We start from the raw sequence: 25,524 nt of genomic DNA, 5'->3' as shown, positions 1-25,524 counted from the left end.
CGCCGCGCCTCCGCGGGGCGGCGCCGCGGAGTCGTCGCGTCCCTGCGCGTCTCGGTCCGTCCCGGCACCGACACACACTCCAGCACGGGCGCTAGGGACGTCTGAGACACGCGATCCCGCAGGTGGTGGCGCTAGTACGCGCCGCGCAGTAGTGTTCGGCGCGGAGTAACACGGATGTCATACCAGGAGTGGATCCGCGTCCCGGGTCGGGCTCAGTACCGTTCCTCCGCACCCCACCACCTGCATGCGAGGAGTCCACCCGTGGGCGTCACCCGCCGGATCATCTTCCCCGCCCTGCGACTGCTCGTGTGGGCGGTCATCGCCGTCGCGCTCGTGCGCATCGCGTTCGACGGCGCCGACCTCGACACGACGAGCGACGCGCTCGTGCCGACCGGATCGGTGTCCGAGCCGACCGTCGCGGCGGAGTCGGGCACCATCACGAACGTCGTCACCGTCCAGGGCGCGGTCGTCGCGGACCCCGCCGTCGTCGTCCGCGCCACGCTTGCGGGCACCGTCTCGAAGGTGCTCGTGGCCGACGGCGCGGCCGTCCAGGCGGGCACGCCGCTGCTCGAGATCCGTCAGGAGACCCCGCAGGACCCCATCGTCAAGACCGACCCTGTGACGGGCGAGCAGACGACGACCGAGCGCAAGCCCAAGGTGACCGTCGAGGTGGTCAAGGCGCCCGTCGCCGGGACGCTCGCGATGCCGACGCTCAAGGACCAGGTCGTCGCGGTCGGCGACGAGGTCGGCAAGGTGTCCCCCGGCACGCTCTCGGTGAGCGGGACCCTGACACCCGACCAGCAGTACCGCCTGATCGGCGCACCGACCACCGCCCAGGTCACGCTCAACGGCGGCCCGGCACCGTTCGAGTGCACCGGCCTGCGGATCGGGGCCCCCACGAGCACCGGCGGGCAGCAGCCCGACGACGGCGCGACGACCAGCACGTCCGGCGCGCTCACGTGCGCGATCCCCGCGGGCGTCACCGCGTTCGCCGGCCTCGGGGCGTCGCTCCAGGTCACGAACGGTGAGGCCCTGGACGCCGTCGTCGTCCCCGTCACCGCCGTCCAGGGCAGCGTGCAGAACGGCAACGTCTGGGTCGTCGCGGCCGAGGGCGAGGAGCCGGAGCAGCGTGCGGTGAAGCTCGGGCTGACCGACGGCAAGCGCGTCCAGATCACCGAGGGGCTCGCGCTCGGCGACACGGTCCTGCAGTTCATCCCGGTGCCCGGCGGCGCCGGCGGCGAGGTCGACTGCGACGACCCGGCGCAGTACGACCCGGCGGTGTGCGGCGGATGAGCCTCCTCGAGCTGACCGACGTCACGCGGTCCGTCGTGCTCCCGGACGACCGGGTGCTCCACATCCTGCGCGGCGTGACCGTCGCGGTCGACGCGGGCGAGCACGTCGCGATCGTCGGACGCTCCGGCACCGGCAAGTCGACCCTGCTCAACATCCTGGGCCTGCTCGACGCACCCACGACGGGCGAGTACCTGCTCGAGGGCGTGCCGATCCAGCGTCTGTCCAGCCGGACCCGGACCGTGCGCCGCGGGCGCGACTTCGGGTTCGTGTTCCAGCAGTTCAACCTGCTGCCGGGCCGCACGGCGCTCGAGAACGTCACGGCCCCGCTGCTGTACGCGCGCGGCAAGCAGTTCTGGGGTCGCACGCGCCTGGCCGCCGAGATGCTCGACCGTGTCGGCCTCGGCGACCGGCTCGACACCATGCCGGAGAAGCTCTCGGGCGGTGAGCAGCAGCGCGTCGCGATCGCCCGCGCCCTCGTGCGGGGGCCGCGCGTCATCCTCGCCGACGAGCCGACCGGCGCCCTGGACGTCGAGACGGGTGGCGAGGTGATGGACCTGCTCGACGACATCGCCTCGCAGACGGGCGCCGCGCTCGTCACGATCACCCACGACCTCGCCGTCGCGGCGCGCGCCGAGCGGCAGTACCGGCTGGCCGAGGGCGTGCTCGTGCCGATCACGCTCGACACCGGCTCGCACTGGGTCGGCGACGTGCCGACGCAGGTCGCCGACCGCGGGGGCGCCGTCGAACGACGCCTCCTGCCCGGCACCTCCACGAGCACCGACGACGACGTGCAGGGAGTCCACGCATGACCGGGATCGTCGGCGCGCTCGTCGAGGCGTGGGACGAGCTGCGCATCCACAAGCTGCGCGTGCTGCTCGCGCTCATCGGGGTCGCGTGCGCCGTCACCGCGATCACGGGCGTCACCGCCGTCGTCTCGATGCTGAGCCAGTCCTTCAGCGAGCAGCAGGAGCGCCAGACGGGCCGCTCCGTCACGATCACGTTCAGCGCGAGCCCGCGGACCGAGAGCGCGCAGGCGGACACCGCCCGGCTCGACGCGACGTACCGCGAGACGCTCGAGCGGTACGGGATCGAGCACGCGAGCCGCCGCTTCTACACGAACGTCGAGGCGCGGTTCCCCGACGGCACGCAGCCGATCGAGCTCCAGGCGGTCGACGCGGAGTACGGCACCCTCATGCGGCTCGTGCCCGACGAGGGCCGCTGGTTCACCGATGCCGACGAGGGCGCCTACGCGCCCGCGCTCGTCGTCAACGAGACGTTCCTGCGGACCCTCGGCCACGCCGACCTGTCGTCGCACCCGACCGTCGAGGTCGGCGGTGACCACCCCGTGCTCGCGTCGATCGTCGGCGTGACCGCCGACCCCTACCCGGACGCCATGCCGAGCGCGTTCGTGCTCTACGGCCAGTACGAGCGGTGGCTCACCGGTGCCGGTGACGACGCCGCCGCGAGCATGGGGCCGTGGCAGCCGCTGCCCGAGCTCATGGCCTGGGTGCCGCGCGAGGAGCACCGCGCGCTCCAGAAGCAGATCACCCGCGACGTGCAGGCGGCCGTTCCCGGCTTCGACGTGTGGTCGAGCGACAACGACTGGGACCCGAGCATGATCGACGGCGCCACGAAGTGGGTCGGGATCGGCGTCGGCGGCTTCGCGCTGCTGCTCGGCGGGCTCGGTCTGGTGAACATCGCGCTCGTCACCGTGCGGCACCGCATCCGCGAGATCGGCATCCGCCGGTCGTTCGGCGCGACGTCGAGCCGTGTGTTCTTCGGCGTGATGCTCGAGTCGGTCGTCGCGACCGTCGTCGCCGGGCTGGTGGGCGTCGTGCTGGCCGTCGCGATCGTCAAGAACATCCCCGTCGACCGCGTGTTCGGCGGCGGCATCCAGGACATGCCGCCGTTCCCGTTCTCCGCTGCCGCGGTCGGCATGGCGGCGGCGACGTTCGTCGGGGCGCTCGCCGGCCTGGTGCCCGCGCTCTTCGCGGTGCGCGTGAAGGTGATCGACGCGATCCGCTACTAGGCGCCCTCACGCGCGGCCGGCGGGCGGCTGTCCTCGTCCCGGGGCGGCCGCCCGCCGGCGTCGCGCGTGACGTCCTCGTGGACCGCGACGAACAGCGAGTACGCCGTGCCGCCCGGGGTCGCGGGACGCGCGGCGAACTCGTCGGCGAGCTCCCCGAGCCGGGCGGTGAGCTCGGCGTACCCGTCGGCGTCGAGCCGCAGCCCGAGGCGCGTCAGGTTGACGGTCTCCGGGTCGACGAGCGCGACCTCCTCGAAGAACGCGTTCAGCAGCGTGCGGCCCATACCGGCCTGGTCGCGCAGCTGCCATGTCCGGCCGGTCGCCCGGTAGGGGACCTCGCGCGACCCCCGGGTGCCGCGGCGGACCGGCTGGGCGACGAGGAAGCCGCGGTCGACGAGCGTGCGGACGTGGTGGAGCACGGTGGCGGGGTTGCGGTCCAGGGCCGTCGCGATCTCCCGGTTGGTGCGCGGTTCGTCGAGGCACAGGCGCAGGATCCGCAGGCGCAGCGTACTGGCGAGCGCGCGGGCGTCGGCGTCGGGGTCGACCGTGAGGCCGGGCGGCTCGGGCGGCAGCGACCCGCCCTGCACCTCGTGGGCGAGGGCGCCCGCGTCGACCGTGGCGGGCGCGTCCGCGACGCGCGAGCGTGCGGTCGAGGACCCGTCGCGCGTGCTCATGCCACCACTCTCGCACACTGATTGACTTTTCCCAATCACTCGCGCCACCCTGGGTCCGTGACGACCCCCTCCCCCGCCCCGGCGACGGCCGAGACCGCCCCGCGACGGTCCCTCATCCACCACGCCGACTTCCGCCGGCTGTGGACGGGTGACGCGCTCGGTCAGCTCGGCACGCAGCTCACGGTCATCGCGCTCCCCGTCCTCGCGGTCGACACGCTCGCCGCGACCGAGTGGGAGATGGGCGTCCTCAGCGCCGCCGAGACGCTCGCGTTCCTCGTCATCGGTCTGCCCGCCGGCGCGTGGGTCGACCGGATGCGCAAGCGCAACGTGCTCATCAACGCCGACCTCGTCCGGGCGCTCGTGCTCGGCGTCGTCGTCGTCACCGCGCTCACCGGCCACGCCTCGATGCCGCTGCTCATCGGGGCCGCGCTCGTCATCAGCGTGTGCAGCACGTTCTTCGACGTCGCCCACCAGAGCTACGTGCCGTGGCTGGTCGGGCTCGACCACATCGTCGAGGGCAACTCCAAGCTCCAGTCGACGCAGTCCGTCGCGATGGTCGTCGCACCCGCCATCGCCGGCGCGCTCCTGCGCGTCGTCGCCGCGCCCGTCCTCATGGCCGTCAACGTCGTCACCTACCTCGTGTCCGCGCTCGCCGTCGGGCGCATCCGGCACCGCGAGCAGCCGCCCGCGCCCGAGACCCGTCGGCCCTTGCGGGTCGAGATCGCCGAGGGCGTGCGGTTCGTCGTGCACCAGCCGCTGCTGCGCCGCATCGTCGCGTGCACCGGCATCGGCAACCTCTTCGGCACGGCCGCCGGCGCCCTCAGCGCGATCTACGCGCTGCGCGTCCTCGGCCTGGACACCGCCGCGTTCGGCACCGTGATGTCCGCCGGGGCGATCGGCGGGCTGGTCGGTGCCGTGGCCGCGGATCGGCTGGCGCGGCTGGTCGGCGAGGGGCGGATCATCCCCCTGTCCGCCCTGCTGTTCGTCCCCGCCGCCGCGCTGCCGCCGCTCGCCGTCGTCGTCGACCTGCCCGCGCAGGTCATGCTCATCGCCGGGGGCTTCCTGTTCAGCTTCTCGGTCGTCGTCTACAACGTCGCGCAGGTGTCCTTCCGCCAGCGGCTGTGCCCGCCCGCGCTGCTCGGGCGCATGAACGCGTCCGTGCGGTTCTTCGTCTGGGGCACCATGCCGCTCGGCGGCATCCTGGGCGGGTGGCTCGGCACGCAGATCGGCGTCGTGCCGACCCTGTGGGTGTGCGCGGGCGGCGCGCTGCTGTCGACGATCCCCGTCGTGTTCTCGCCGCTGCTGCGCATGCGTGACCTGCCGCGCCCCGACGACGCCCCGACGGGCCAGGCGCCGACCGACGAGGACGCGACGACGCCGACGGCGTGAGGCCGCTCGGCGGCTCTCGGGGCACCGCACCGGCCGTCGGCGACGACGGGGCCCTCAGAGGTCGTACTCGACGACCAGCGGCGCGTGGTCGGAGAACCGCTCGGCGTAGGTCGGCGCCCGGTCGACGGTCGCACTCACGGCGGCGTCGGCCAGGTCGGGCGTCGCGAGCTGGTAGTCGATCCGCCAGCCCGCGTCGTTGTCGAACGCCTTGCCCCGCCAGGACCACCACGTGAACGGGCCGGGCCCCTCGCCGCCGAGCTCGCGGCCCAGGTCGTGCCACGACAGGTCGTCGAACCAGCGGTCCAGGTAGGCACGCTCCCGCGGCAGGAAGCCCGCGGCCTTGAGGTTGCCCTTCCAGTTCTTGATGTCCGCCTCGCGGTGCGCGATGTTGAGGTCGCCCGCCACGACCGCGTACCCGCCGTCCCGCGAGAGGTCCCCGAGCCGCGCGGTGACGTGGTCGAGGAAGGCGTACTTCTCGTCCATCGACGGGGTCCCGAGCGTGCCCGAGTGGATGTACGTCGAGACGACGGTGACCTTGCGCGCGGGAGCACCGTCGTGCGACGGGACCGCGAGATCGGCCTCGACCCACCGCCCGGTGTCGCCCGTGACCCCGGTCTTCAGCCCGATCCGCACCGCGTCCATCGGCAGGCGCGACGCGATCGCGACGCCGGCGCGGCCCTTCGTCTCAGACGCCTCGTGCGCGAGGTGCCACTCGTCGGCGGACAGGTGGTCGGCGAGGATCTCGTCGGACGCGCGGACCTCCTGCAGCAGCAGGACGTCGGGCTTGCGCGCCTCGAGCCACTCCCCCATGCCGCGCTTGTAGGCCGCGCGGATGCCGTTGACGTTGACGGTGGCGATCGTGAGCACCGCACCATCCAACCCCACGCCGCCGACAGGCCCGACGCCCTCCCGCCGGGCCCGTCGACGACGCGGTGGTCACTCGCCGCGGTAGGCGGCCTCCAGCGCGGCGATGTCGAGCTTCTTCTGCGTGAGCATCACCTGCGTCGCGCGTGCGGCACCTTCGGGGTCGGCATCGGGCGACATGGTCCACATCGCGAGCTGACGCGGGACGACCTGCCACGACAGGCCGTAGCGGTCGGTGAGCCAGCCGCACGCGACCTCCTCGCCGCCGCCCTCGAGGAGCGCGTCCCAGTACTGGTCGAGGGTCTCCTGGTCGTCGACGTCGACGAGGAACGAGAACGCGGCGTTGAGCGTGAGCGAGGCGCCGGCGGCGATGGCCGTGACCGGCATGCCGTCCAGCACGAACTCGACGAGGAACGGGTCGCCCTTCTTGACGTCCGGCATGTCGGCGGGCGCGTGGACGACGTTCGTGATCTTCGAGTTCGGGAAGATCGAGACGTAGAACTCCGCGGCCTCGACGGCGTTGTCGTGGTACCAGAGGTGCGGCTGGACGATGCCCATGGTGGGTCCTCCCGGGATGCGGCGGGTCGATCTCGTCGTCGACCACTCTCCTCCCGACAGACCGGCCCCGGTACCCGCACTCATCGGGGTACCGGGGCCGGTGTCGGACCGGGCGGGCGGATCAGCCCGCGAGCCGCTCCGCGGTGTCGACGACGTTGCTCAGCAGCATCGCGCGCGTCATGGGCCCGACGCCGCCCGGGTTGGGCGACACCCACGACGCGATCTCGTGGACGCCGGGGTCGACGTCGCCGACGACGCGGCTCTTGCCGGTCTCCGGGTCGGTCGCGCGGGAGACGCCGACGTCGATGACGACGGCGCCCGGCTTGACGATGTCGGCCGTGATGATCCCCGGCACGCCCGCCGCGGCGACGATCACGTCGGCGTTGCGGGTGTGCTCCGCGAGGTCCTCGGTGCCCGTGTGCGTGAGCGTGACGGTCGCGTTGATCTCCCGCCGGGTGAGCAGCAGCCCGATCGACCGGCCGACGGTCACGCCTCGCCCGACGACGACCACGTCCGCGCCCCGCAGGTCGACGTCGTGCCGCAGCAGCAGGTCGACGATGCCGCGCGGGGTGCACGGCAGCGGGCTCGTGACGGGCTCGTTGACGCGCAGGACCAGCCGCCCCAGGTTCGTCGGGTGCAGGCCGTCGGCGTCCTTGTCGGGGTCGATGAGCTCGAGCACGCGGTTGGTGTCGATCCCGCGCGGCAGCGGCAGCTGCACGATGAACCCGGTGCACTCCGGGTCCTCGTTGAGCCGACGGACCGCCGCCTCGATGTCCTCCTGCGTCGCGTCTGCCGGGAGATCCTCCCGGATCGACGCGATGCCGACCTCGGCGCAGTCACGGTGCTTGCCCTCGACGTACCAGCGCGAGCCGGGGTCGTCGCCGACGAGCAGCGTCCCGAGGCCCGGGCGGATACCACGGGTCGCGAGGGCGGCGACGCGCTCCGCGAGCTCGCCCTTGATGCGCGCCGCCGTGGCCTTGCCGTCGAGGATCTGTGCCGTCATGTGCGCCGCCTCAGTACTGCTGGAGGCCGGAGTACAGCGGGAACGCCTCGGCCAGCTTCGCCACACGGGCCCGCAGCGCCTCGACGTCGGTCGACGCACCGCCGACGAGCGCGGTCGCGATGATGTCGGCGACCTCGGTGAACTCGGCGTCGCCGAAGCCGCGGGTCGCGAGCGCGGGCGTGCCGATGCGCAGACCGGAGGTGACGCGCGGGGGACGCGGGTCGAACGGCACCGCGTTGCGGTTCACGGTGATGCCCGCGGCGTGCAGGAGGTCCTCGGCCTGCTGGCCGTCGAGGTCCGAGTGCCGCAGGTCGACGAGCACGAGGTGCACGTCGGTGCCGCCCGTGAGGACCGAGACGCCCGCGTTCGAGACGTCGGTCGCGGTGAGGCGGTCCGCGATGATGCGCGCACCGTCGATGGTCCGCTGCTGGCGGTCCTTGAAGTCCTCGGTGCCGGCGACCTTGAACGACACGGCCTTGGCGGCGATGACGTGCATGAGCGGGCCGCCCTGCTGGCCCGGGAACACCGCGGAGTCGATCTTCTTGGCGTACTCCTCGCGGCTCAGGATGAAGCCCGAGCGGGGGCCGCCGATCGTCTTGTGCACCGTCGAGGAGACGACGTCCGCGTGCGGCACCGGCGACGGGTGCAGGCCCGCGGCGACGAGACCCGCGAAGTGCGCCATGTCGACCCAGAGCTTCGCGCCCACCTCGTCGGCGATCTCGCGCATCGCGGCGAAGTCGAGGTGGCGGGGGTAGGCCGACCAGCCGCCGATGATGACGTCGGGGCGGTGCTCGAGCGCGGCCGCGCGGATCGCCTCGGGCTCGATGCGGAACGTCTGCGGGTCCACGCCGTACGCGGCGACGTCGTAGAGCTTGCCGGAGAAGTTGATCTTCATGCCGTGCGTGAGGTGGCCGCCGTGCGCCAGCTCGAGGCCGAGGATCTTGTCGCCCGCGTTGATGAGCGCGTGCAGCACGGCGGCGTTGGCGGTGGCGCCCGAGTGCGGCTGGACGTTCGCGTGCTCGGCACCGAACAGGGCCTTCGCGCGGTCGATCGCGATGTTCTCCGCGATGTCGACCTGCTCGCAGCCGCCGTAGTAGCGGCGGCCCGGGTAGCCCTCGGCGTACTTGTTGGTGAGCACGGAGCCCTGCGCCTGCAGGACCGCGCGCGGCACGAAGTTCTCGGAGGCGATCATCTCGAGCGTGCCCTGCTGGCGGGCGAGCTCACCGTCGAGGACGGCGGCGATCTCCGGGTCGAGCTCGGAGATGTTCTGATCGAGGATCGGGGTCTTGTCGGCGCTCATCGGGCGACTCCCTGGGGCATCAGCGGACGGATCTTCTCGTGACGGGAGAGGTGGTACCGGCACGCGGGCGGGCACGCACACACTCTCGCTGGTGTGGTGACCGTGGGCCCAGGCGTCCGACCCGAAGTCTGCTGCTGCTCGTCGCTCCCCGGTGGTGACCCACCCGCTGCGCCAGTCGCGACCAGCAGAGCCTAGCAACACCGACGCTCGGGTCGTCAGAGGTATCCACGCACCGTCGGGGCGTCGACCGTCGTCAGCGAGCAGGCGGCTCGATGAGGTCCCACGCACCGCCGTACAGGTCCTCGAACACCGCGACGGTGCCATAGGTCTCGTGGCGGGGCTCCTCGCGGAACCGCACCCCGTGCCGGGTCATCCGCGCGTGCTGGTCGGCGAAGTCGTCCGTCTCCAGGAAGAACGCGACGTCGCCGCCCGCCTGCCGCCCGACAGGGGCGCCGTCACCGGCGAGAGCCAGCACGAGCCCGGTGCCACCGTCGGGAGGTCCGACGACGACGCGCCGCCACCCGTCGGGGAACGTCTCGTCCTGGCGGACCGTGAGCCCGAGGGCGTCGACGAAGAACGTCAGCGCCTCGTCGTGGTCGTGGACGAGGAACGTGACGTCGCGCAACCGGATCATCCGGCGAGCGTAGGGCCGCGGGACGCCGCGGGTGGGTCCGGCTACGAGCCGTCCGGGGGCTCGAAGACGGCGAGCCAGCGGCGCAGGAGGTGCTCGAGCTGCTCGACGTCGGCCGGGTCGAGCGCGTCGAGGAGGCGGCGCTCGTTGGTCATGTGGTCGGTGAACGCGGCGTCGATGACCTCGATCCCGCGCGGGGTGAGCGCGATGACACGCTCGCGCGCGTCGCGCTCCGAGACCCGGCGCGTCACCAGGCCGGCGGCCTCCAGCCGGTCGACACGCTTGGTCATGGCGCCGCTCGTGACGAGGGTGTTGGCGCACAGGTCGCCAGGCGTGCGCTCGTACGGCGCACCGGCACGCCGGAGGGTGGCGAGGACGTCGAAGTCGCCCTCCCCCAGCCCGTGCTTCCGGTAGACGGCGACGAGCTCGTCGGTGACGTGGTTGGCGACGCGGCTCAGGCGGCCGATGACGCCCTGCGGCCGGACGTCGAGGTCGGGGCGCTCGTGCCGCCACGCGGCCTGGATCAGGTCGAGGCGGTCGAGGCGGTCCGGGCCGCCGTCCGGGCCGGTCGACGACGAGCGCGCGACGCGCGCGGCGGTGCGGGGCGTCGGATCCACGTCGGTCATGGGTCGATCTTATCTTCCATGGAAGGTATGTTGTCTTCCGTGGAAGAGAAATCGCTCCGCTGGTCGCTGATCACGGCCGTCGCGCCGCTCACGTGGGGCACCACCTACTACGTGACCAAGCACGCGCTGCCCGCCGACGCCCCGCTCTGGGGCGCCGTGCTGCGCGCGCTCCCCGCAGGCCTCGTCCTGCTCCTCGTCGTCCGACGCCTCCCCCGCGGCTCGTGGTGGTGGCGGTCGCTCGTGCTCGGCACGCTCTCGATGGGCGCGTTCTTCGCCCTCATCTACGTGGCAGCACAGCTCCTGCCGTCGTCCGTGGCCTCGACCGTCATGGCGACGGCGCCCGTCGTGATGATGCTCGTCGCGTGGGCGCTGCTCGCGCAGAAGCCGCGCGTGCTCGCGCTGGCCGGTGCCGGGCTGGGGGTCATCGGTGTCGCCGCGATGCTGCTCACCGGCGGCGGGGAGATCCGTCCGCTCGGCGTCGCCGCCTCCGTCGCGGCGATGCTCATGTCCAGCGTCGGCTTCGTCCTCGCGACGCGGTGGGCCGACGGCGTCGACGTCGTCTCGTCGACCGCGTGGCAGCTCATCGCGGGCGGGCTCGTGCTCGTGCCGTTCGCGGTCGCCGTCGAAGGCGCTCCCCCGGCGCTCGACGGGCGTGCGGTCGCCGGCTTCGCGTACGTCTCGCTCGTCGCCACGGCCGTCGCCTACCTCGCGTGGTTCAGCGGGCTCCGACGGCTGCCGGCCGGGACGGTCGGGCTCGTCGGGCTGCTCAACCCGGTCGCGGGGGTGCTCGTCGGCGTCCTCGTCGCGGGCGAGCACCTGGGCCCGCTGCAGGTCACCGGGATCGTCGTCGTGCTCGCCGGGGTCGTGCTGGGTCAACCGGCCGTCGACCGCCTGCTCCGCGCCCGCCGGTCGAGAGGCGGCGCCCCCGCCGCCGACCCGGCGTCAGGTGGCGTCCCAGAGCCCGCGGTAGAAGGCGGTCCGCTCGGGGTCCGGCGCGATCCCGTAGGCGTCCAGTAGCGGCTCCTCGTACCCGGGGCCGTAGTTCCAGATCGTGCTGTAGGTCGCGACGGCGAGGTCGGCCCAGCGGTCGGCGACGCCCAGCGCCCCGAGGTCGACGTGGGCCAGCCACGTCCCGTCGTCGGCGAGCAGCGTGTTGGGCGCGCACGCGTCGCCGTGGCACACGACGAGCCGGTCGACCGGCGGCGGCGGTCCGAGCGCGGTGCGTTCCGCCGACGGGCCGCCCTCGCGGGCGTCGGCCGCCGCGATCCGCGCGTCGACACCCCAGTCGAACGGGCAGTCCTCGACCGGCAGCATGTCGTGCAGCGCCCGCAGACCGGCACCGATCGCGCGGACCGCGGTCAGCGGCTCGGCGACCCACCGCGGGTCGACCGCGCTGCGACCGGCCAGCGGGTGCGTGACCAGCCACGACCCCTCGTCGTCGGACCCGGCCTCCAGCACCGTCGGCACCGGCGTCAGCGGCGCCGCCCAGCGCAGACGCGCGACCTCCGCCTCGAGGTCGAGCGGCACACCCGCCGGCACCCACTTGACGAACCGCTCGGGATCGTCGAGCAGGAACGTCAGGCCGCCGAGCTCGTTGCGCCAGACCACCTCGCGCACCCCGCCCATGCCCTGCACGACGTGCGGCACGATCGCGGGGTCGACGGGACGCCCGGCGAGCTCGGCACCCGCGATCGGGAGCCGACCCGACGTCACGCGTCAGGCCTCGGCGCGGTCGTCGTCCCCGAGCATCTTGCGCAGGTACGCGTACGTCAGGTCGCCCGCGGTCTGGTCGTGCTGGTGCTCGTAGCCCTGGCTCTCGTAGAGCGCGATGTTGTGCAGCGAGTCGCGCCCGGTGAACACCCAGACCTCCTCGATGCCGTCCGGCAGGTACGGGAGGATCGCCATGAGCAGGCGCGTGCCGACGCCCTTGCCCTGCAGGTCCGGCGCGACCGCGAAGCGGCCGAGCGTCGCCTTGGTGCCCTCGATGACCACGCGGATCGAGCCGATGAGGCGGTGTCCGGACCACGCGCCGAGCGTGATGACGCCGTCCGCGCCGAGGTCGTCGCGGAGCTCGTCGAGGGTCTGCGTGAGGGGCGGGATGTTCGGGTCGCCGTACTGCTGGGCCTCGGTGACGAACGCGGCGCGGCGGAGCGTGAGGAGCTCTCCGGCGTCGTCGAGGGTGACCGTACGGATGTCCAGGTCGGCCTGCGTCATGGCGCCATCGTCTCAGCACGCCGCGCGGGCGCACTACTCTCGGGGTCGTGTCCGACGCCGCGTCTCAGCATGCAGATGAGCCCACCCACTGGGTCCTGACCCTGTCCTGCCCCGACCGTCCCGGGATCGTCCGGGCCGTCGCGGGCGTGCTCGCGGACCACGGGGGCAACATCACCGAGTCGCAGCAGTTCGGGGACCCGCTGTCGGGGCTGTTCTTCATGCGCGTGCAGGTGTCGGCGTTCGCGCCGCGCGAGGTGCTCGAGGGCGCGATGGCCACCGTCGCGCGCACGTTCGCCATGACGTGGTCGCTCGACGTCGTCGGCCGGCCGGTCCGCACGCTCGTCATGGGCTCGACCGCGGCGCACTGCCTCAACGACCTCGCGTTCCGGCAGCGGTCCGAGAAGCTGCCCGTCGACCTCGTCGCGGTCGTGTCGAACCACACGACGCTCGCGCCGCTCGCCGAGTTCTACGGCATCCCGTTCCACCACGTGCCCGTCACGTCGGCGACCAAGGCCGCCGCCGAGGCACGGCTGCTCGAGATGGTCGAGGAGCTCGACGTCGAGCTCGTCGTGCTGGCCCGCTACATGCAGATCCTGTCCGACGACCTGTGCCGCCGCCTCGAGGGCCGCGTCATCAACATCCACCACTCGTTCCTGCCGTCGTTCAAGGGCGCCCGCCCCTACGCGCAGGCGCACGACCGCGGCGTCAAGCTCATCGGCGCGACCGCGCACTACGTCACCGGCGACCTCGACGAGGGGCCGATCATCGAGCAGGACGTCGAGCGCGTCGACCACACGCGGTCCGTCGACGACCTCGTCGCGCTCGGGCAGGACGTCGAGCGGCGCGCCCTCGCGCGGGCCGTCCGGTGGCACGCCGAGCACCGCGTGCTGCTCGACGGGCACCGGACGATCGTCTTCCGCTGACGCCCGGCGCGGGCGGGCGCGCACCCGACCGCTGACGCGTCGCCGCAGGTCAGCGGCGCACGGCGAATCGTTTCGCCGACCCGGGCCGCGTTGACCCCTCCCTGCCCCTCACGGATGCTCGACGAGCCGCCCGTCGCGACGGGCCGGCTCCCGCATCCCTGGGTCGAGGAGGACTCGATGACAGCCACGCGCGCACCCTTGCGCCGGTCCCTCGCCGTGCTCGCGGCACTCGCCGCCGCGCTGGTCGGGCTGCTCGCCACCATGCTCACGTCCGCGACGCCGGCGCGCGCCGCGTCGCTGCAGGAGGTGACGAGCTTCGGCAGCAACCCCGGCGGGCTGCGGATGTTCCTCTTCGTGCCCGACAACCTCCCCGCCCGGCCCGCGGTGCTCGTCGTCAACCACTACTGCACCGGGTCCGCGCAGGCGATGTTCTCGGGCGCGCAGTTCGACGAGCTCGCCACGCGGTACGGCTACATCGTCGTGTACCCGTCGACCAACCGGCCCGGGTCGTGCTTCGACGTGTCGTCGAGCCAGGCGCTCACGCACGGCGGCGCGAGCGACCCGACGAGCATCGTCTCGATGGTCCGCCACGTGCAGCAGCGGTGGACGACGGACACGGGCCGCGTGTTCGCGACCGGCACGTCGTCCGGCGCGATGATGACGCAGGTCCTGCTCGCGACGTACCCCGACGTGTTCGCCGCCGGGTCGGCGTTCGCCGGCGTTCCCGCGACGTGCTTCTCGACGTCCGGCCCGCCGCCGGGCACGACGTCGCAGGCGGGCTGGAACAGCGACTGCGCCCAGGGCCGGCTCACGCGGACCGCGCAGCAGTGGGGCGACCTCGCGCGGGCCGCCTACCCGGGCTACACGGGGCCACGGCCGCGCGTGCAGCTGTGGCACGGCACGCAGGACGACACGCTCAGCTACGTGCAGCACGGCGAGGCAGTCAAGCAGTGGACGAACGTGCTGGGCGTCTCGGCGACGCCGTCGTCGCGGGAGACGATCGGCACCACCACCCGCTCGCGGTTCGGCGGCACGGGCGACCGCGCGCCGATCGAGGCGAACAGCCTGTCCGGCGTCGGCCACAACCTGCCGGTCGACGCGGCGGCCGCGATCCGGTTCTTCGGTCTCGACCAGGCACCGACCCCCACGCCGACGACGCCCGCCCCGACCACGCCCGTCCCGACGCCCACCGCGACCACGCCGACGCCGCCCGTCCCGACGGACTGGCCGACGCTGCCGCAGCCCACGGCCACCTCCGGCCCGGCGACGTGCACCGTGGCGTGGACTGTCAACCAGTGGAACACCGGGTTCACCGCGAACGTCACGATCACCAACCTGGACTACGCGCCTGCGAGCGGCTGGCAGCTCACGTGGCGGTGGACCGCGGGCCAGAAGGTGACGCAGGCGTGGAGCTCGACGGTCACGCAGACGGGTGATGTGGTCGTCGCGAACAACGCCGCGTGGAACGCGAACATCCCTGTGGGCGGCAGCGTCCAGATCGGCTTCAACGCCACGCACACGGGCAGCAACCCGCCGCCTGCGGACCTGAAGCTCAACGGCCGGGCCTGCGCCCGAGCCTGACCGAGCGGACGTGACGACGGGCCCGCACCCCCCTGCGGTGCGGGCCCGTCGTCATGCATCCCTCCGGCGTCGTGGCGCCGAGGGGGTCGGAGCCCCTACGGCGTCGTGGCGCCGAGGGTGTACGAGCCGGAGCCCGCGTAGGCGTAGACGCCGTACCGGTACTGGCCGGCCGTCCCGCTGTACGTGATCGTCTCGTCGGCGCTCGACGAGGTGGCCGACGCGACCGACGCCCAGGACGACCCGTTCCACTTCTGCAGGTACAGGTCGAAGTCGCTGCCGGTCGGGCCGTCGAGGCACAGCCGGATCGAGCCGCTCGACGACACGGTCACGTAGCTGCCGGTCGGCTGGATCGCGGAGCGCCCGGTGCTGAGCGAGCCCGTGTAGGTGCGCGCGTAGCCCGTGCAGCCGGTGGGCGGCGGGTTCTGGCCGCCACCCGACGTGACGAGCGTGAGGCCGTACGCGGACAGCGCCTCGTTGACGGGCTGGAAGTACGTCGTCCCGCCCGAGGAGCAGTTGCCGGACCCGCCGGACGTCATGCCCTGCGCCTGGTTGCCCGCGACGAGCGAGCCGCCGGAGTCACCGGGCTCGGCGCACACGTTGGTGCGGATGAGGCCGGTGACGCTGCCCTGCGCGTAGTTGACCGTGGCGTTGAACGCCTGGATGGTGCCGCAGCGCCAGCCCGTCGTGGAGCCGGAGCGGCAGACCGTCGAGCCGACGGTGGCCTGCGTCGAACCGGCGACGGCCACGGTGCCGCCGCTGTAGTTGTTCACGGCGCCGATCGGCGTGTTCCCCGACGCGACGCGCACCCACGCGTAGTCGTTGCCGGGGAAGCTGGACCCGGCGAACGTGCCCGACGGGCTCGTCGTGGTCGCGCCGGTGCGGCCGCAGTGCCCGGCGGTGACGAAGCCGCCGGTGACGGCGAAGCCGACCGAGCAGCGCGACGACCCGCCGATGTAGTACGCGTTGCCGCCGACCACGTCGATGAACGTGCGCGGCGCCTCGGCCGTCTCGACGACCTTCACGGCGTCGGTCGGGACGCCCGCGGAGGCGACGAGGTCACGCGCCTGCGCGACCGCGCCCGCGGTGGCGTTGACGACGACCGAGTTGGTCGCGACGTCGACGTACCAGGACGGCACGGTCGACGCGACGGGGGCGAGCGCGGCGTCGAGCCCGGCCTTGTACCCGTCGAGGTCGGCGAGCGAGTGCCGGGCGACGATGGGCCGCGCGCCGGCGGCGCGGACCGCAGGGCCGTCGGCGGCGTCGGTCACGGCGACGTGCAGGACGTTGGCCTTGGCGTCGACCCACGCACCCGCGTAGTCGGCACCGAGGCGGGCGGACAGCCGCTGCTCGGTCTCGGCGGCGCCCGCCTGGAACGCGAGCCGGTCGCGGGCGGCGCTGCCCGAGAGCCCGAGGTCGCGCTGCATGGCGGCGAGGACACCGTTCGCGACCTTGGGCGCGGTCACGGGGGCGGGGGCGCCCACGTCGGGCTCGCTGCTCGCGGCCTGGGCGGTGGCGGGGGCGAGGACGAGCGCGGTGGCCACGCCGACGGTGACCAGGGTCTTCCTGTGCATGCGTCTCATGTCACAGCTCCGGTGAATAGGCGGATGACTGATGTCATTGGCATTGCGACTCGGATGCTACCCGCCGGTATCGAAAGAGTGAAACCCCGAGCACGACGAAGGGCCCGCACCCCTCCTCAGGTGCGGGCCCTTCGTGTTCGGCGGCGCGGGGCGGGCGCTGCGGATCGCCCGCCCCGCGACCACATCAGCCGCCGAACCAGCCGATCAGCCACCTCCACGAGGCTGCCGGCCCGGTGCCGAACCACTCCTGCACGTCGTCCCACCAGTGGTGCGACGGCCCGTGACCGTGGCCCGAGTCCTTCTCGACGAGCACCGCGACGGTCCGCGCGGGCACCGTCACGGTGCCGGTCGCCTTGTCCCACGTGGTGCCCTTGACGACCGGGTCGCTGCCGCGGGCCTGGATCGTCGACAGCGTGTAGCGGTCACCCGCGAGCGCCGCGATCGTCTGCGTCGTCGCCTCGTCCGAGGCGTTGACGACGACCAGCAACCCGTCGAGCTTCTTGTCGACGTCCTTGTCCCAGCGTCGGGTGTCGCGGTCCCAGCCGCCCTGGTCGGCGACGTGCATGACGACGACGCCGGGGGTGGCCTGCGGTCCGGAGCTGGGGAACGTGACCTTCTGCTCGATGAGGTCCGCCGACCCGAGCCGGAACAGCGGCGTGGAGAACCGCAGCCGGAGCAGGTCGTCGGCCGCCGCCGAGGCCGCCTGGATGTCGGCAGGCGTCGGCTTGAGCGCCGGGTCGGCCAGCAGCGGCTGCTGGAACGCCCACTTCGCCTCGTTGTCGGGACGCGGCGGCAGGCCACGCCCGAACCCGTTGTCCTGCTTCGACGGGTCGAACAGGTTGAACCAGTCGCCCGAGTCGTAGGAGTTCCGGTCGAGCGACTTGCTGCGCAGCAGGTCGGCGCCGGCGTGCCAGAAGCTCGGCGTCTGGGCGAGCGCGGTGGTCGACAGCGACACGGTGTTCATCCGGACGCGGTCGGCCATCGTCGTCGCCTGCGGGAGCTTGTACGTCAGCGCGTCGAACAGCGTCTCGTTGTCGTGCGCGTCGACGTAGGTGACGACCTCCTCGGGCGAGTCCGCGTAGCCCGCGGGCTGGCCGTTGTAGTCGAGCTCGTCGCCCCGCTTCACCGTGCCGTCCGACGCGAGCAGCTGGTACTCACGCAGGTTGCCGGCCATCCCGAGCCGCACCAGGTCCGCCGCGTGCTGGACGCGGGCGAGCTGGTCGGCCTCGGAACCGTTGACGGCGTCGCCGTTCGGGTCGGTGTACGCCCCGGAGCCGAAGCCCTGGATGCGCGGGTTCTCGTCGAACGGGCCGCCGCCGCGGACGGCGTCGCGCAGCCGGTCGGAGAACGTGCCGATCCCCGTGCCGCCGAGCTGTCCCTGCGTGGCCTGGTAGAAGAGCCGGTTGTCGGCGACCTCGCCGAAGTTCCAGCCCTCGCCGTACAGGTACACCTTGCGGCCGTCGACGCCGTCCTTCTTCGGCGTCAGGTCGTCGAGCGCGTCGCGGACCGCCTCCATCGTGGCCCGCGAGTGGTGGCCCATGAGGTCGAAGCGGAACCCGTCGACCTTGTAGTCCTTCGCCCACGTGACGACCGAGTCCACCATCATCTTCTCGGCCATGCGGTGCTCGGTCGCGACGTTCTGGCAGCACGTGGACGTCTCGACCGCACCGGTCGCGTTGAGCCGGTGGTAGTAGCCGGGGACGACGCGGTCGAGGATCGACTTCGGGTCCTGGCCGCTCGCGGCGGTGTGGTTGAACACCTGGTCGAGCACGACCTGCAGGCCGTCCGCGTGCAGCGCCCCGACCATCGTGCGGAACTCCGCGACGCGCGCTCCCCCGTCGGCGTCGACCGCGTACGAGCCCTCGGGCGTCGTCCAGTGCAGCGGGTCGTAGCCCCAGTTGAAGCCGTCCTGCGCGGCCACGGCGGTGACGCACGCCTGCTGCTCGGGCGAGTCCGGCGGGAACGACGCGAGGTCGCACTGCGGGACGGCCTGGTCGGCACGGTCCTCAGGGATCGTGGCGATGTCGAACGTCGGCAGCAGGTGCACGGTCGTGAGGCCCGCGTCGGCGAGCTCACGCAGGTGCCGGCGACCGGCGCCGTCCGTCGCGAACGCGGCGTAGGTGCCCCGCTTCGCCTCCGGGACCGTCGGGTCCGAGATGCTGAAGTCCCGCACGTGCAGCTCGTAGATCGTCTGGTCGACGGGCCGCACGACCGGCTGCTTCGTCTTCTCCCACTGCTTCGGGCGGTACTGCGTGTCCGCCAGGTCGACCAGCACCGAGTGCGTGCTGTTCAGCGTCAGCGCGACCGAGTACGGGTCGGTCACGCGGTTGACCTCGACGGCGTCCGTCGTCGGGGCGTAGACCGTGACCTCCCACAGGTAGGCGGCACCGGCCCACTTCTTCGCGCCCTCCACCGTCCAGGAGCCGTCCTCCTGGCGCTTCGCGTCGACCGACTGCGGCTCGCCGCTCGTGTCGACACCGCCCGACTTCTTCGCGGGCCAGAGGAGGAGGTTCACGTCCTGGGCCGTCGGCGCCCAGAGCGCGAGCGTCGGGACGCCCTTGCGCCACGTCGTGCCGAGCGCGCGGTCGTCCGCCTGGTCGGCGTAGAGGTCGTCGAGCACGCCCGGGATCTGCACCCCGGTCGCCGCCTGGAGCGCGCCGTCGGCGGCCTCCTGCGTCACGAGGAGCTCGCCGCGCAGCAGCTCGCGGGCCTCGTCGGCGGACGCGTCGACGTGCAGCGCGAGGTAGCCCTCGAGCGCCGGGAAGCGCTCGAGCTGCGCGTCGCTGAGCCCGCCTGCGTCGTACGTGAGGTCGACCGTCGTCGTCGCGCCGGACACGGCCCCGTCGGTCACGCCGAGCGAGCCGTCGGGTGCGCCGTGCAGGTGCCACGTCGAGGCGGCCGGGTCGGTCGCCCACTCGGCCGGCCACGCGATCGTCTCCGCGTCGATCCACTGCGCCCGCTCCTCACCCGTGCCGGGCAGCGGCGGGTCGGTGACCTCGATCGTGAGGACGTGCGTCGCGAGGACGTAGGAGAACGTCACGGGCTTGCCGCCGGGGACCGTGAACGGGATGTTCGCGCCGCCGGGCGCACCGCCCGCGCCGTAGTTCTCGTCCCAGGACAGGCCGTGCGCGACCTTCGCCTCGTACGAGCCGGCGGGGATGACGTCCGTCGTGAAGGTGTAGGTGCCGTCCCCGTCGGGGTCCTGCAGCCACGTCTTCAGGCAGTCGGGCGACCAGTCGGCCGCGCACCCCACCTCGGAGTTGTGCGAGCCCGGGACCGTGAGGATCGGGCCCTGGGCGGTCGACGTGAACCAGTGCGTGACCGGGTCGTAGTAGAAGGTCACCGGACCGGCCGCGGCCAAGGTGTAGGTGACGTTCGCGCCGTCACGGACACCGCCCGCGCCGTAGTTCTCGGTCCAGGTGCCGCCGATGGCGACCTTGTACTCGTACGTGCCGGCGGGCAGCGTGAAGGTCCCCGCGTAGACCCCGTCCGCCCGGTAGGTCAGCCGTGCGGCCTCGCACGCGGGTGCCCAGTCGCCCGCGCAGGTCATCTCGCTGTTGTGGCTGCCCGGCACGGAGACGACGAGGTCACCGGGGTCGGTGCCCCCGTCCTCGTCGCCGTCGACCCGGATGCCGACGCTCGCGAACGACGACGCGGCGGACCGGTGGCCGGCCGCGTCGACCGTGACCGCGCGGTACTCGACGAGCGCGCCCCGGGCGAGCCCCGTGACGTCGTGGTAGACCCGGGGGCTCGTCGTCTCGGACGTGCCCAGCGCGGTCCACTCGTCGTCACCCACGACGCGGTAGGAGAACGACGTCTGGCTCCACACGTCGTCCGCCACGTCGGCGCCGACGGGCGCGACACCGCTCACGGCCGCACCCGCACCGGGCACGTCGAGCGCGATCGGGCCGGCCGTCTCCGGGGCACCGACCGTCGTGCCCGCGCGCAGGACGACCGCCGACAGCGCCGGGATCGTGAGCGACACGGTGCCGTCCGCGGCCGTGACCGTGCCGGTCGTGCCGTACAGCCCGGTGAACGTCGCACCGGGGGTGAGCGTGTCGACCGTGACCGTCGCGGCGGCAGTGCCGTTGTTGAGCGCGACGAGGTGCTCGACCTTCTCCGACTCGTCGACGCGCGAGAACGCGTACACGCTGCCGTCGGAGTAGCGCTCGATCTGCGCACCGGTCCGCAGCGCGGGCGTGTCGGCCCGCAGTGCCGCGAGGTCGGCGATCGTCTCGTACAGCACCGTGTCGGTGTCGTAGCGGTCGACCGAGCCCGCCGTCGTGCCGTCGAGCAGCGCCTGGTCCGCGTACTCGTCGACCTGCGTCGCGAACAGCGACTGGCGCGCGTCCTTGTCGGTGCCGTTGAGCGAGCCGTCGCCGACGAAGCCCTGCTCGTCGCCGTAGTAGACGACCGGCTGGCCGCGGGTCAGGTACATGAGCGCGTGCGCGAGCTGCGAGCGCGCCTGCGGGTTGCTCGCGTTCTTGACGAAGTAGCCGATGCGGCCCATGTCGTGGTTGCCCAGGAACGTCGGCAGCGCCTGCGCGTTCGACGTCGGGGTCGTGTAGTAGTCGTCGCCCGCGAACAGCGTCGAGAGCGCCTCGGCCGACGACGAGCCGCCCGCGTACCCCGCGGCGGCCGACTGGAAGGTGAAGTCGAGGACCGCGTTCATGTCCGTCTTGCGCATGTACGGCGACAGCTTCGCCGGGTCGGCGTCGTACACCTCCCCGAACATGAAGAAGTCGGGGTTGCCGACCGACGCCGCGTGCTCGCCGATCGCGGTCGCCCACTGCTGCCAGAACTCGAAGTTCACGTGCTTCGCGGTGTCGATGCGGAAGCCGTCGATCCCGAGGTCGACCCACGCCTCGTAGACGTCCTCGAAACCCTGCACGACGCGCGGGTCCTCGGTCATGAGGTCGTCGAGGCCCGAGAAGTCGCCGTACGTGACCGACTCACCGGTCCAGGTCGAGTTGCCGCGGTTGTGGTAGACCGTCGGGTCGTTGAGCCAGGCCGGGACCTTGCGGTCGGCGTCGGCCGGGTCGATCACCGGCGTGTACGGGAACGACGTCGCGGGGTCGAGCTCCGGGAAGTCGTCGGTGCCCGCGTAGTCGGCCGGGTCGAAGGGCGTGCCGTCGGCCGTGCGGTACGGCTCGTCGTCCTGCTCGACGTAGTCGTACGTGCCCTCGGCGTAGTCGATGACGTCCGCGGTGTGGTTCGTGATGATGTCGAAGTACACGTCGATGCCGCGCGCGTGCGCGTCGTCGATGAGCGCCTCGAGCTCGGCGTTGGTGCCGAGGTGCGGGTCGATCTGCGTGAAGTCCGTGATCCAGTACCCGTGGTACCCGGCCGACGCGTCGGCGCCCGTTCCCTGCACGGGGTTGTTCTTGAACGAGGGCGTCAGCCAGATGGCCGTGGTGCCGAGCCCGTCGATGTAGTCGAGGTGCTCCCGCAGGCCCGCCAGGTCACCGCCCTGGTAGAAGCCCTTGTCGGTCGGGTCGAAGCCGGTCGTCAGCCGGTCGCCGGTCAGGCCGCCCGTGTCGTTCGACGGGTCCGCGTTCGCGAACCGGTCCGTCATGACGAAGTAGAAGCTCTTGCCGGCGCCCGGGTCGCGCACGGGCTCGGCGACGAGGTCCGCGTCCTCGTCCGTGTAGCCGCCTGCCAGGCCGAGGGGCGTGACCGACGTGCGGTGCGTCGCGTCGTCGTAGGTCACGCGCAGCGTCGTGGTGCCGGCGAGGACGAGCGGGCTGTTGTCGCCCGAGCCGTCGACGCCGTACGACGCGTCCCACGTGTCGTCCAGGGCGACCTTGTACTCCCACGTGCCCGCGGGGACCTCGAAGTCGGCGGTGAACGTACCGTCGCCGAGGGGGGTCAGCTCGGTCGCGTCGCAGGCGGGCTGCCAGTCGTCGGCGCAGCCGAGCTCGGACTGCAGGCTGCCGACGAGGGCCGCGCTGGTGGCCGCGGCGGTGGCGGGGGCGGCCGCCGCCAGTGCGGCGGTACCGACGAGGCCGGTGGCGAGCGTCAGGGCGGTGACGCCCGCGACGGTCCGGCGGGCAGGTCGGGGCGTGCGGTGTCTCGGAGGGGCAGAGGGGCGGCGCGACATGGCGACTCCTTCGTCGGCCCGGCACGGCGGTGTGGCGGGACGTCGCGACCGTACATTCTTGCTGCAAGTTGCAGCAAGGGTTTCGGGTCAATCGGTCCGACGAGCACGGACCGGACATCTCGCGACGCCGCTCACCAGTGCAGCACGCGCCCCGCGGGACCGCGCGTCGAGCCGGGCCGCCTCAAGGGCGCCCGCCGCCGGATCACCCCACGGGCGCCTCGAGCGCGCGCAACAACGCGGAGGAGTCCGCGACCGCGCCGAACACGCCGCCCTGCATCGTCACCATCTTGAGCGCCGCGAGGTAGTTGCCGTAGTCCGTCGCCCCCGTGCAGTCCGACAGCAGCAGGCACTCGTAGCCGCGGTCGTTGGCGTCGCGCATCGTCGTGTGCACGCACACGTCGGTCGTGATCCCGGTGAGGATCACGTGCGTGATCCCGCGGTTGCGCAGCACCAGGTCGAGGTCGGTCGCGTAGAACGAGCCCTTGCCCGGCTTGTCGATGACGACCTCGCCCGGCAGCGGCGCGACCTCGGGGACGATCTCCCACCCCGGCTCGCCGCGCGTGAGGATGCGACCGCACGGGCCCAGGTCGCCGATGCCCGCGTCGATCCGGCGCGAGCGCCACAGCTTGTTCGCCGGGAGGTCCGAGAGGTCGGGGCGGTGCCCCTCGCGGGTGTGCACCACGTGGAAGCCGAGCTCGCGCGCGACCGCGAGGACGCGGGCCGTCGGCTCCAGGCCCGCGCGCGTCAGCGAGAGGTCGTAACCCATCGCGTCGACGTAGCCGCCCGGGCCGCAGAAGTCCTGCTGCCAGTCGATGTTGAGCAGGACGGTCGTGGCGGGCGAGAACGAGCCGTCGTACGGCCACGCGTACGGGTCGGCGTCGACGGGGCCGAACACCGCGGTCGAGGTCGCGGTCGTGAGCTGCTCGGTCATGACAGGGCTCCAGACGTGGGGACGGGGCTGACAGGGACGGTCGTGAGCGCGGCGACGACGGCCGCGGTGCGCCCGACGGCGCCGAAGATCCCGCCGGACATCTCGACGCTCGACACGGCCGCCGCCACGAGGTCGGGGTCGACGGGGACGCACGCGTCGACGACCAGGAGGCACTCGTAGCCGCGGTCGTTCGCGTCGCGCATCGTCGAGTGCACGCACGTCTCGAGGCCGACGCCCGCGAGCACGAGCCGCCGGACGCCGCGCGTGCGCAGCACCAGGTCGAGGTCGCTCGCGTAGAAGGCGTCGATCCCGCCCGCGTCGAGCGCGACGTCGGCGAGGTCGTCGGGCGGCGTCGTGCCGGCCGGCGTGGCCGCGTCGTCCGGGGCGACGACGGACGGCGCCGCCGCCCGGACCAGGAGGACCGAGCCTCCGGCCGATCGCATCGCGGCACCGAGCGCACGGACCTGCGCGTCGACCGGCCCGGGGAGACCGTCCTCCGACGGGAGGACGACCAGGAGCGCCGTGCCCGGGCCGCTCAGGTCGCCGTCGTACGGCCACGGGTAGGGCGTCGTCCCGCTGACGTGGTGGTGCATCGCTCCCCCAAATGTGTCGGCCGCCGGGGACCGGGCCTCGGCCCCCGGCGGCGGGACGTGCGGTGCGGCGGGCGGACGGTCAGGACACGGTGCCCTTCACGCCCTGGACGAAGTAGTCCATCTGCTCGATCGTCTCGACGGGCGGCGTCTCGCCCTCGGGCACCTTCACCGTGCCGTCCTGCGCGACGACCGGGCCGGTGAACGGGCTGCCGCCGGCCTCGAGCCCGGCCGCGGCGGACTCGATGAGCGCCTTCGTCTCGGCGGTCACGCTCGGGCCGAACACCGACTGCACGAACGGGTTGGCGCCGCTCGCCATGTTCGCGCGGTAGTTGCCGTTGAAGTCGCTGCCGACGAACTCGCCGTCGATCGCCGTCTGCGCGATCTCCGTGTAGAGCGGCCCCCAGTCCCACTCCGACCCGGTGAGCCACCCCTCGGGAGCGAGGCTCGACGCGTCCGCGTGGTACCCGACGGTGAACGCGCCGGCGTCCTCGGTGGCCTCGATGATCGTCTTCGTGCAGTCCTGGTGCTGCGTCATGACGTCGACGCCTGACGCGAGCAGCGACGCGACGCGGTCGGCCTGCGTCGCCGGGTCGCACCAGCTGGTCGTCGACACCGCGGTGACCTCGACGTCGGGCCGGACCGACTGCGCGCCGCGCGTGAACGCGTTGATGTTGGCGAGCGTCTGCGGGATGGGGATCGCGTAGACGTACCCGAGCTTGCCCGTGGTGGTCGCGGCGCCGGCCGCGATGCCCGCGAGGTACACGGGCTCGTACACGCTGCCGAAGTACGTGCCCATGTTCGGGGGCGCGGGGTCGAGCAGGCCGCCCTGGTGGACGACGACCACGTCGGGGTGGGCCGCCGCGACCTGCTTCGCGGCGTCGAGGTGGCCGTAGCTCGTCGCGAAGATGATCGTCGCGCCCTGCGCGACCATGCTCTCCATCGTCGTCGCCGCGGTGTCGTCCTCGGGGATGTTGTAGGCGTCGAGCACCTCGACGTCGGGGAACGCGTCGCGCAGCGCCTCGACGCCCTGGAACACCGCCTGGTTGTAGCCGAAGTCGTCCTTCGGGCCGACGGCGATCACACCGATCTTCGTCGCGCCCTCGCCGGGCGAGGCGTCGTGCGGGCGGTCCGGCCCTCGCCCGGCCCGGTCGCGATCTCCGTGCGGTCCAAGCCGATCGACCTGGTCGTGCTGTTCGGCGGCGCGCTCTGCCTCGCCGTCCTCGCGCACTCGCTGCCGC

Annotated in this window: 21 protein-coding genes and 1 riboswitch; of the genes, 7 read left to right on the top strand and 14 right to left on the bottom strand. The window is 72.8% G+C overall.

Annotated features, from left to right (window positions below; all coding sequences use genetic code 11):
* Positions 1 to 261: 261 nt before the first annotated feature.
* The 3 genes from OMK64_RS15560 to OMK64_RS15550 are packed head-to-tail and all read left to right on the top strand — an operon-like array spanning position 262 to position 3,322.
* Positions 262 to 1,293: a permuted SH3 domain-containing protein gene (locus OMK64_RS15560; protein WP_272729269.1), complete on the top strand. Its 1,032-nt coding sequence runs from the start codon at positions 262 to 264 to the stop codon at positions 1,291 to 1,293.
* Positions 1,290 to 2,102: an ABC transporter ATP-binding protein gene (locus OMK64_RS15555; RefSeq protein ID WP_272729268.1), complete on the top strand. Its 813-nt coding sequence runs from the start codon at positions 1,290 to 1,292 to the stop codon at positions 2,100 to 2,102. The genes OMK64_RS15560 and OMK64_RS15555 overlap by 4 nt, the downstream gene beginning before the upstream one ends.
* Positions 2,099 to 3,322: an ABC transporter permease gene (locus OMK64_RS15550; RefSeq protein ID WP_272729267.1), complete on the top strand. Its 1,224-nt coding sequence runs from the start codon at positions 2,099 to 2,101 to the stop codon at positions 3,320 to 3,322. The genes OMK64_RS15555 and OMK64_RS15550 overlap by 4 nt, the downstream gene beginning before the upstream one ends.
* On the opposite strand, the gene OMK64_RS15545 is transcribed toward OMK64_RS15550, so the two are convergent.
* On the bottom strand, positions 3,319 to 3,993 hold the full coding sequence (locus OMK64_RS15545) for a winged helix-turn-helix domain-containing protein (RefSeq protein ID WP_306469332.1): 675 nt from the start codon (positions 3,991 to 3,993) through the stop codon (positions 3,319 to 3,321). The two genes, OMK64_RS15550 and OMK64_RS15545, sit on opposite strands and share 4 nt — an antisense overlap.
* Before the next feature lie 57 nt (positions 3,994 to 4,050).
* Between OMK64_RS15545 and OMK64_RS15540 the strand changes: the two genes are divergently transcribed.
* Entirely contained in the window at positions 4,051 to 5,382 is a 1,332-nt protein-coding gene (locus tag OMK64_RS15540; protein ID WP_272729266.1) for an MFS transporter, read from the top strand.
* 54 nt (positions 5,383 to 5,436) lie between these two features.
* On the opposite strand, the gene OMK64_RS15535 is transcribed toward OMK64_RS15540, so the two are convergent.
* The 6 genes from OMK64_RS15535 to OMK64_RS15510 all read right to left on the bottom strand — a co-directional run bounded on the left by OMK64_RS15535 (position 5,437) and on the right by OMK64_RS15510 (position 10,364).
* Positions 5,437 to 6,249: an exodeoxyribonuclease III gene (locus OMK64_RS15535; protein ID WP_272729265.1), complete on the bottom strand. Its 813-nt coding sequence runs from the start codon at positions 6,247 to 6,249 to the stop codon at positions 5,437 to 5,439.
* Between the two features lie 69 nt (positions 6,250 to 6,318).
* The gene (locus OMK64_RS15530; protein WP_272729264.1) at positions 6,319 to 6,804 is read right to left on the bottom strand and encodes a VOC family protein; all 486 of its coding nucleotides are present in this window, start codon (positions 6,802 to 6,804) and stop codon (positions 6,319 to 6,321) included.
* A gap of 121 nt (positions 6,805 to 6,925) precedes the next feature.
* Complete coding sequence (locus OMK64_RS15525) at positions 6,926 to 7,807, bottom strand: bifunctional methylenetetrahydrofolate dehydrogenase/methenyltetrahydrofolate cyclohydrolase (RefSeq protein WP_124343675.1); 882 nt, start codon at positions 7,805 to 7,807, stop codon at positions 6,926 to 6,928.
* Positions 7,808 to 7,817: 10 nt separating this feature from the next.
* Positions 7,818 to 9,107: a serine hydroxymethyltransferase gene (glyA, locus tag OMK64_RS15520; protein WP_272729263.1), complete on the bottom strand. Its 1,290-nt coding sequence runs from the start codon at positions 9,105 to 9,107 to the stop codon at positions 7,818 to 7,820.
* Between the two features lie 99 nt (positions 9,108 to 9,206).
* A riboswitch (ZMP/ZTP riboswitch) is annotated at positions 9,207 to 9,296 on the bottom strand.
* A 64-nt stretch (positions 9,297 to 9,360) separates the two neighbouring features.
* Entirely contained in the window at positions 9,361 to 9,741 is a 381-nt protein-coding gene (locus tag OMK64_RS15515; protein ID WP_272729262.1) for a VOC family protein, read from the bottom strand.
* Positions 9,742 to 9,782: 41 nt separating this feature from the next.
* On the bottom strand, positions 9,783 to 10,364 hold the full coding sequence (locus OMK64_RS15510; protein ID WP_272729261.1) for a MarR family winged helix-turn-helix transcriptional regulator: 582 nt from the start codon (positions 10,362 to 10,364) through the stop codon (positions 9,783 to 9,785).
* Between the two features lie 39 nt (positions 10,365 to 10,403).
* Here OMK64_RS15510 and OMK64_RS15505 point away from each other — a divergent pair, with 39 nt between their 5' ends.
* Entirely contained in the window at positions 10,404 to 11,381 is a 978-nt protein-coding gene (locus OMK64_RS15505; RefSeq protein WP_272729260.1) for a DMT family transporter, read from the top strand.
* Here OMK64_RS15505 and OMK64_RS15500 read toward each other — a convergent pair.
* Both OMK64_RS15500 and OMK64_RS15495 read right to left on the bottom strand, forming a co-directional pair.
* Positions 11,307 to 11,990: an aminoglycoside 3'-phosphotransferase gene (locus OMK64_RS15500; RefSeq protein ID WP_272729278.1), complete on the bottom strand. Its 684-nt coding sequence runs from the start codon at positions 11,988 to 11,990 to the stop codon at positions 11,307 to 11,309. The two genes, OMK64_RS15505 and OMK64_RS15500, sit on opposite strands and share 75 nt — an antisense overlap.
* Positions 11,991 to 12,080: 90 nt before the next feature.
* Entirely contained in the window at positions 12,081 to 12,578 is a 498-nt protein-coding gene (locus tag OMK64_RS15495) for a GNAT family N-acetyltransferase (protein ID WP_272729259.1), read from the bottom strand.
* 47 nt (positions 12,579 to 12,625) lie between these two features.
* Between OMK64_RS15495 and purU the strand changes: the two genes are divergently transcribed.
* Together purU and OMK64_RS15485 are read left to right on the top strand one after the other, a co-directional pair.
* Positions 12,626 to 13,501, top strand: a complete 876-nt coding sequence (purU, locus tag OMK64_RS15490) for a formyltetrahydrofolate deformylase (protein WP_272729258.1) — start codon at positions 12,626 to 12,628, stop codon at positions 13,499 to 13,501.
* A gap of 177 nt (positions 13,502 to 13,678) precedes the next feature.
* Positions 13,679 to 15,082, top strand: coding sequence for an extracellular catalytic domain type 1 short-chain-length polyhydroxyalkanoate depolymerase (locus OMK64_RS15485; protein WP_272729257.1), 1,404 nt, complete (start codon positions 13,679 to 13,681; stop codon positions 15,080 to 15,082).
* A 95-nt stretch (positions 15,083 to 15,177) separates the two neighbouring features.
* Here the strand turns inward: OMK64_RS15485 and OMK64_RS15480 are convergent, their stop codons facing one another.
* The 5 genes from OMK64_RS15480 to OMK64_RS15460 all read right to left on the bottom strand — a co-directional run bounded on the left by OMK64_RS15480 (position 15,178) and on the right by OMK64_RS15460 (position 25,367).
* Complete coding sequence (locus OMK64_RS15480) at positions 15,178 to 16,653, bottom strand: alpha-lytic protease prodomain-containing protein (protein WP_272729256.1); 1,476 nt, start codon at positions 16,651 to 16,653, stop codon at positions 15,178 to 15,180.
* Between the two features lie 193 nt (positions 16,654 to 16,846).
* Positions 16,847 to 22,762 (bottom strand): pullulanase-type alpha-1,6-glucosidase, encoded by a 5,916-nt coding sequence (gene pulA, locus OMK64_RS15475; protein WP_272729255.1) that lies wholly within the window; start codon positions 22,760 to 22,762, stop codon positions 16,847 to 16,849.
* A 202-nt stretch (positions 22,763 to 22,964) separates the two neighbouring features.
* Positions 22,965 to 23,693 (bottom strand): biuret amidohydrolase, encoded by a 729-nt coding sequence (gene biuH / locus OMK64_RS15470; protein WP_272729254.1) that lies wholly within the window; start codon positions 23,691 to 23,693, stop codon positions 22,965 to 22,967.
* Positions 23,690 to 24,286, bottom strand: a complete 597-nt coding sequence (locus OMK64_RS15465; protein WP_272729253.1) for an isochorismatase family protein — start codon at positions 24,284 to 24,286, stop codon at positions 23,690 to 23,692. Before OMK64_RS15465 ends, biuH begins: the two co-directional genes overlap by 4 nt.
* Before the next feature lie 79 nt (positions 24,287 to 24,365).
* The gene (locus OMK64_RS15460) at positions 24,366 to 25,367 is read right to left on the bottom strand and encodes a BMP family ABC transporter substrate-binding protein (protein ID WP_272729252.1); all 1,002 of its coding nucleotides are present in this window, start codon (positions 25,365 to 25,367) and stop codon (positions 24,366 to 24,368) included.
* Between the last annotated feature and the right edge of the window lie 157 nt (positions 25,368 to 25,524).

The organism is Cellulomonas fimi, from assembly GCF_028527925.1.
GTDB classification, from domain to species: domain Bacteria; phylum Actinomycetota; class Actinomycetes; order Actinomycetales; family Cellulomonadaceae; genus Cellulomonas; species Cellulomonas fimi_C.
The sequence above is the reverse complement of the archived record's forward strand: the minus strand, read 5'-3'. Positions and strand labels throughout refer to the sequence as shown.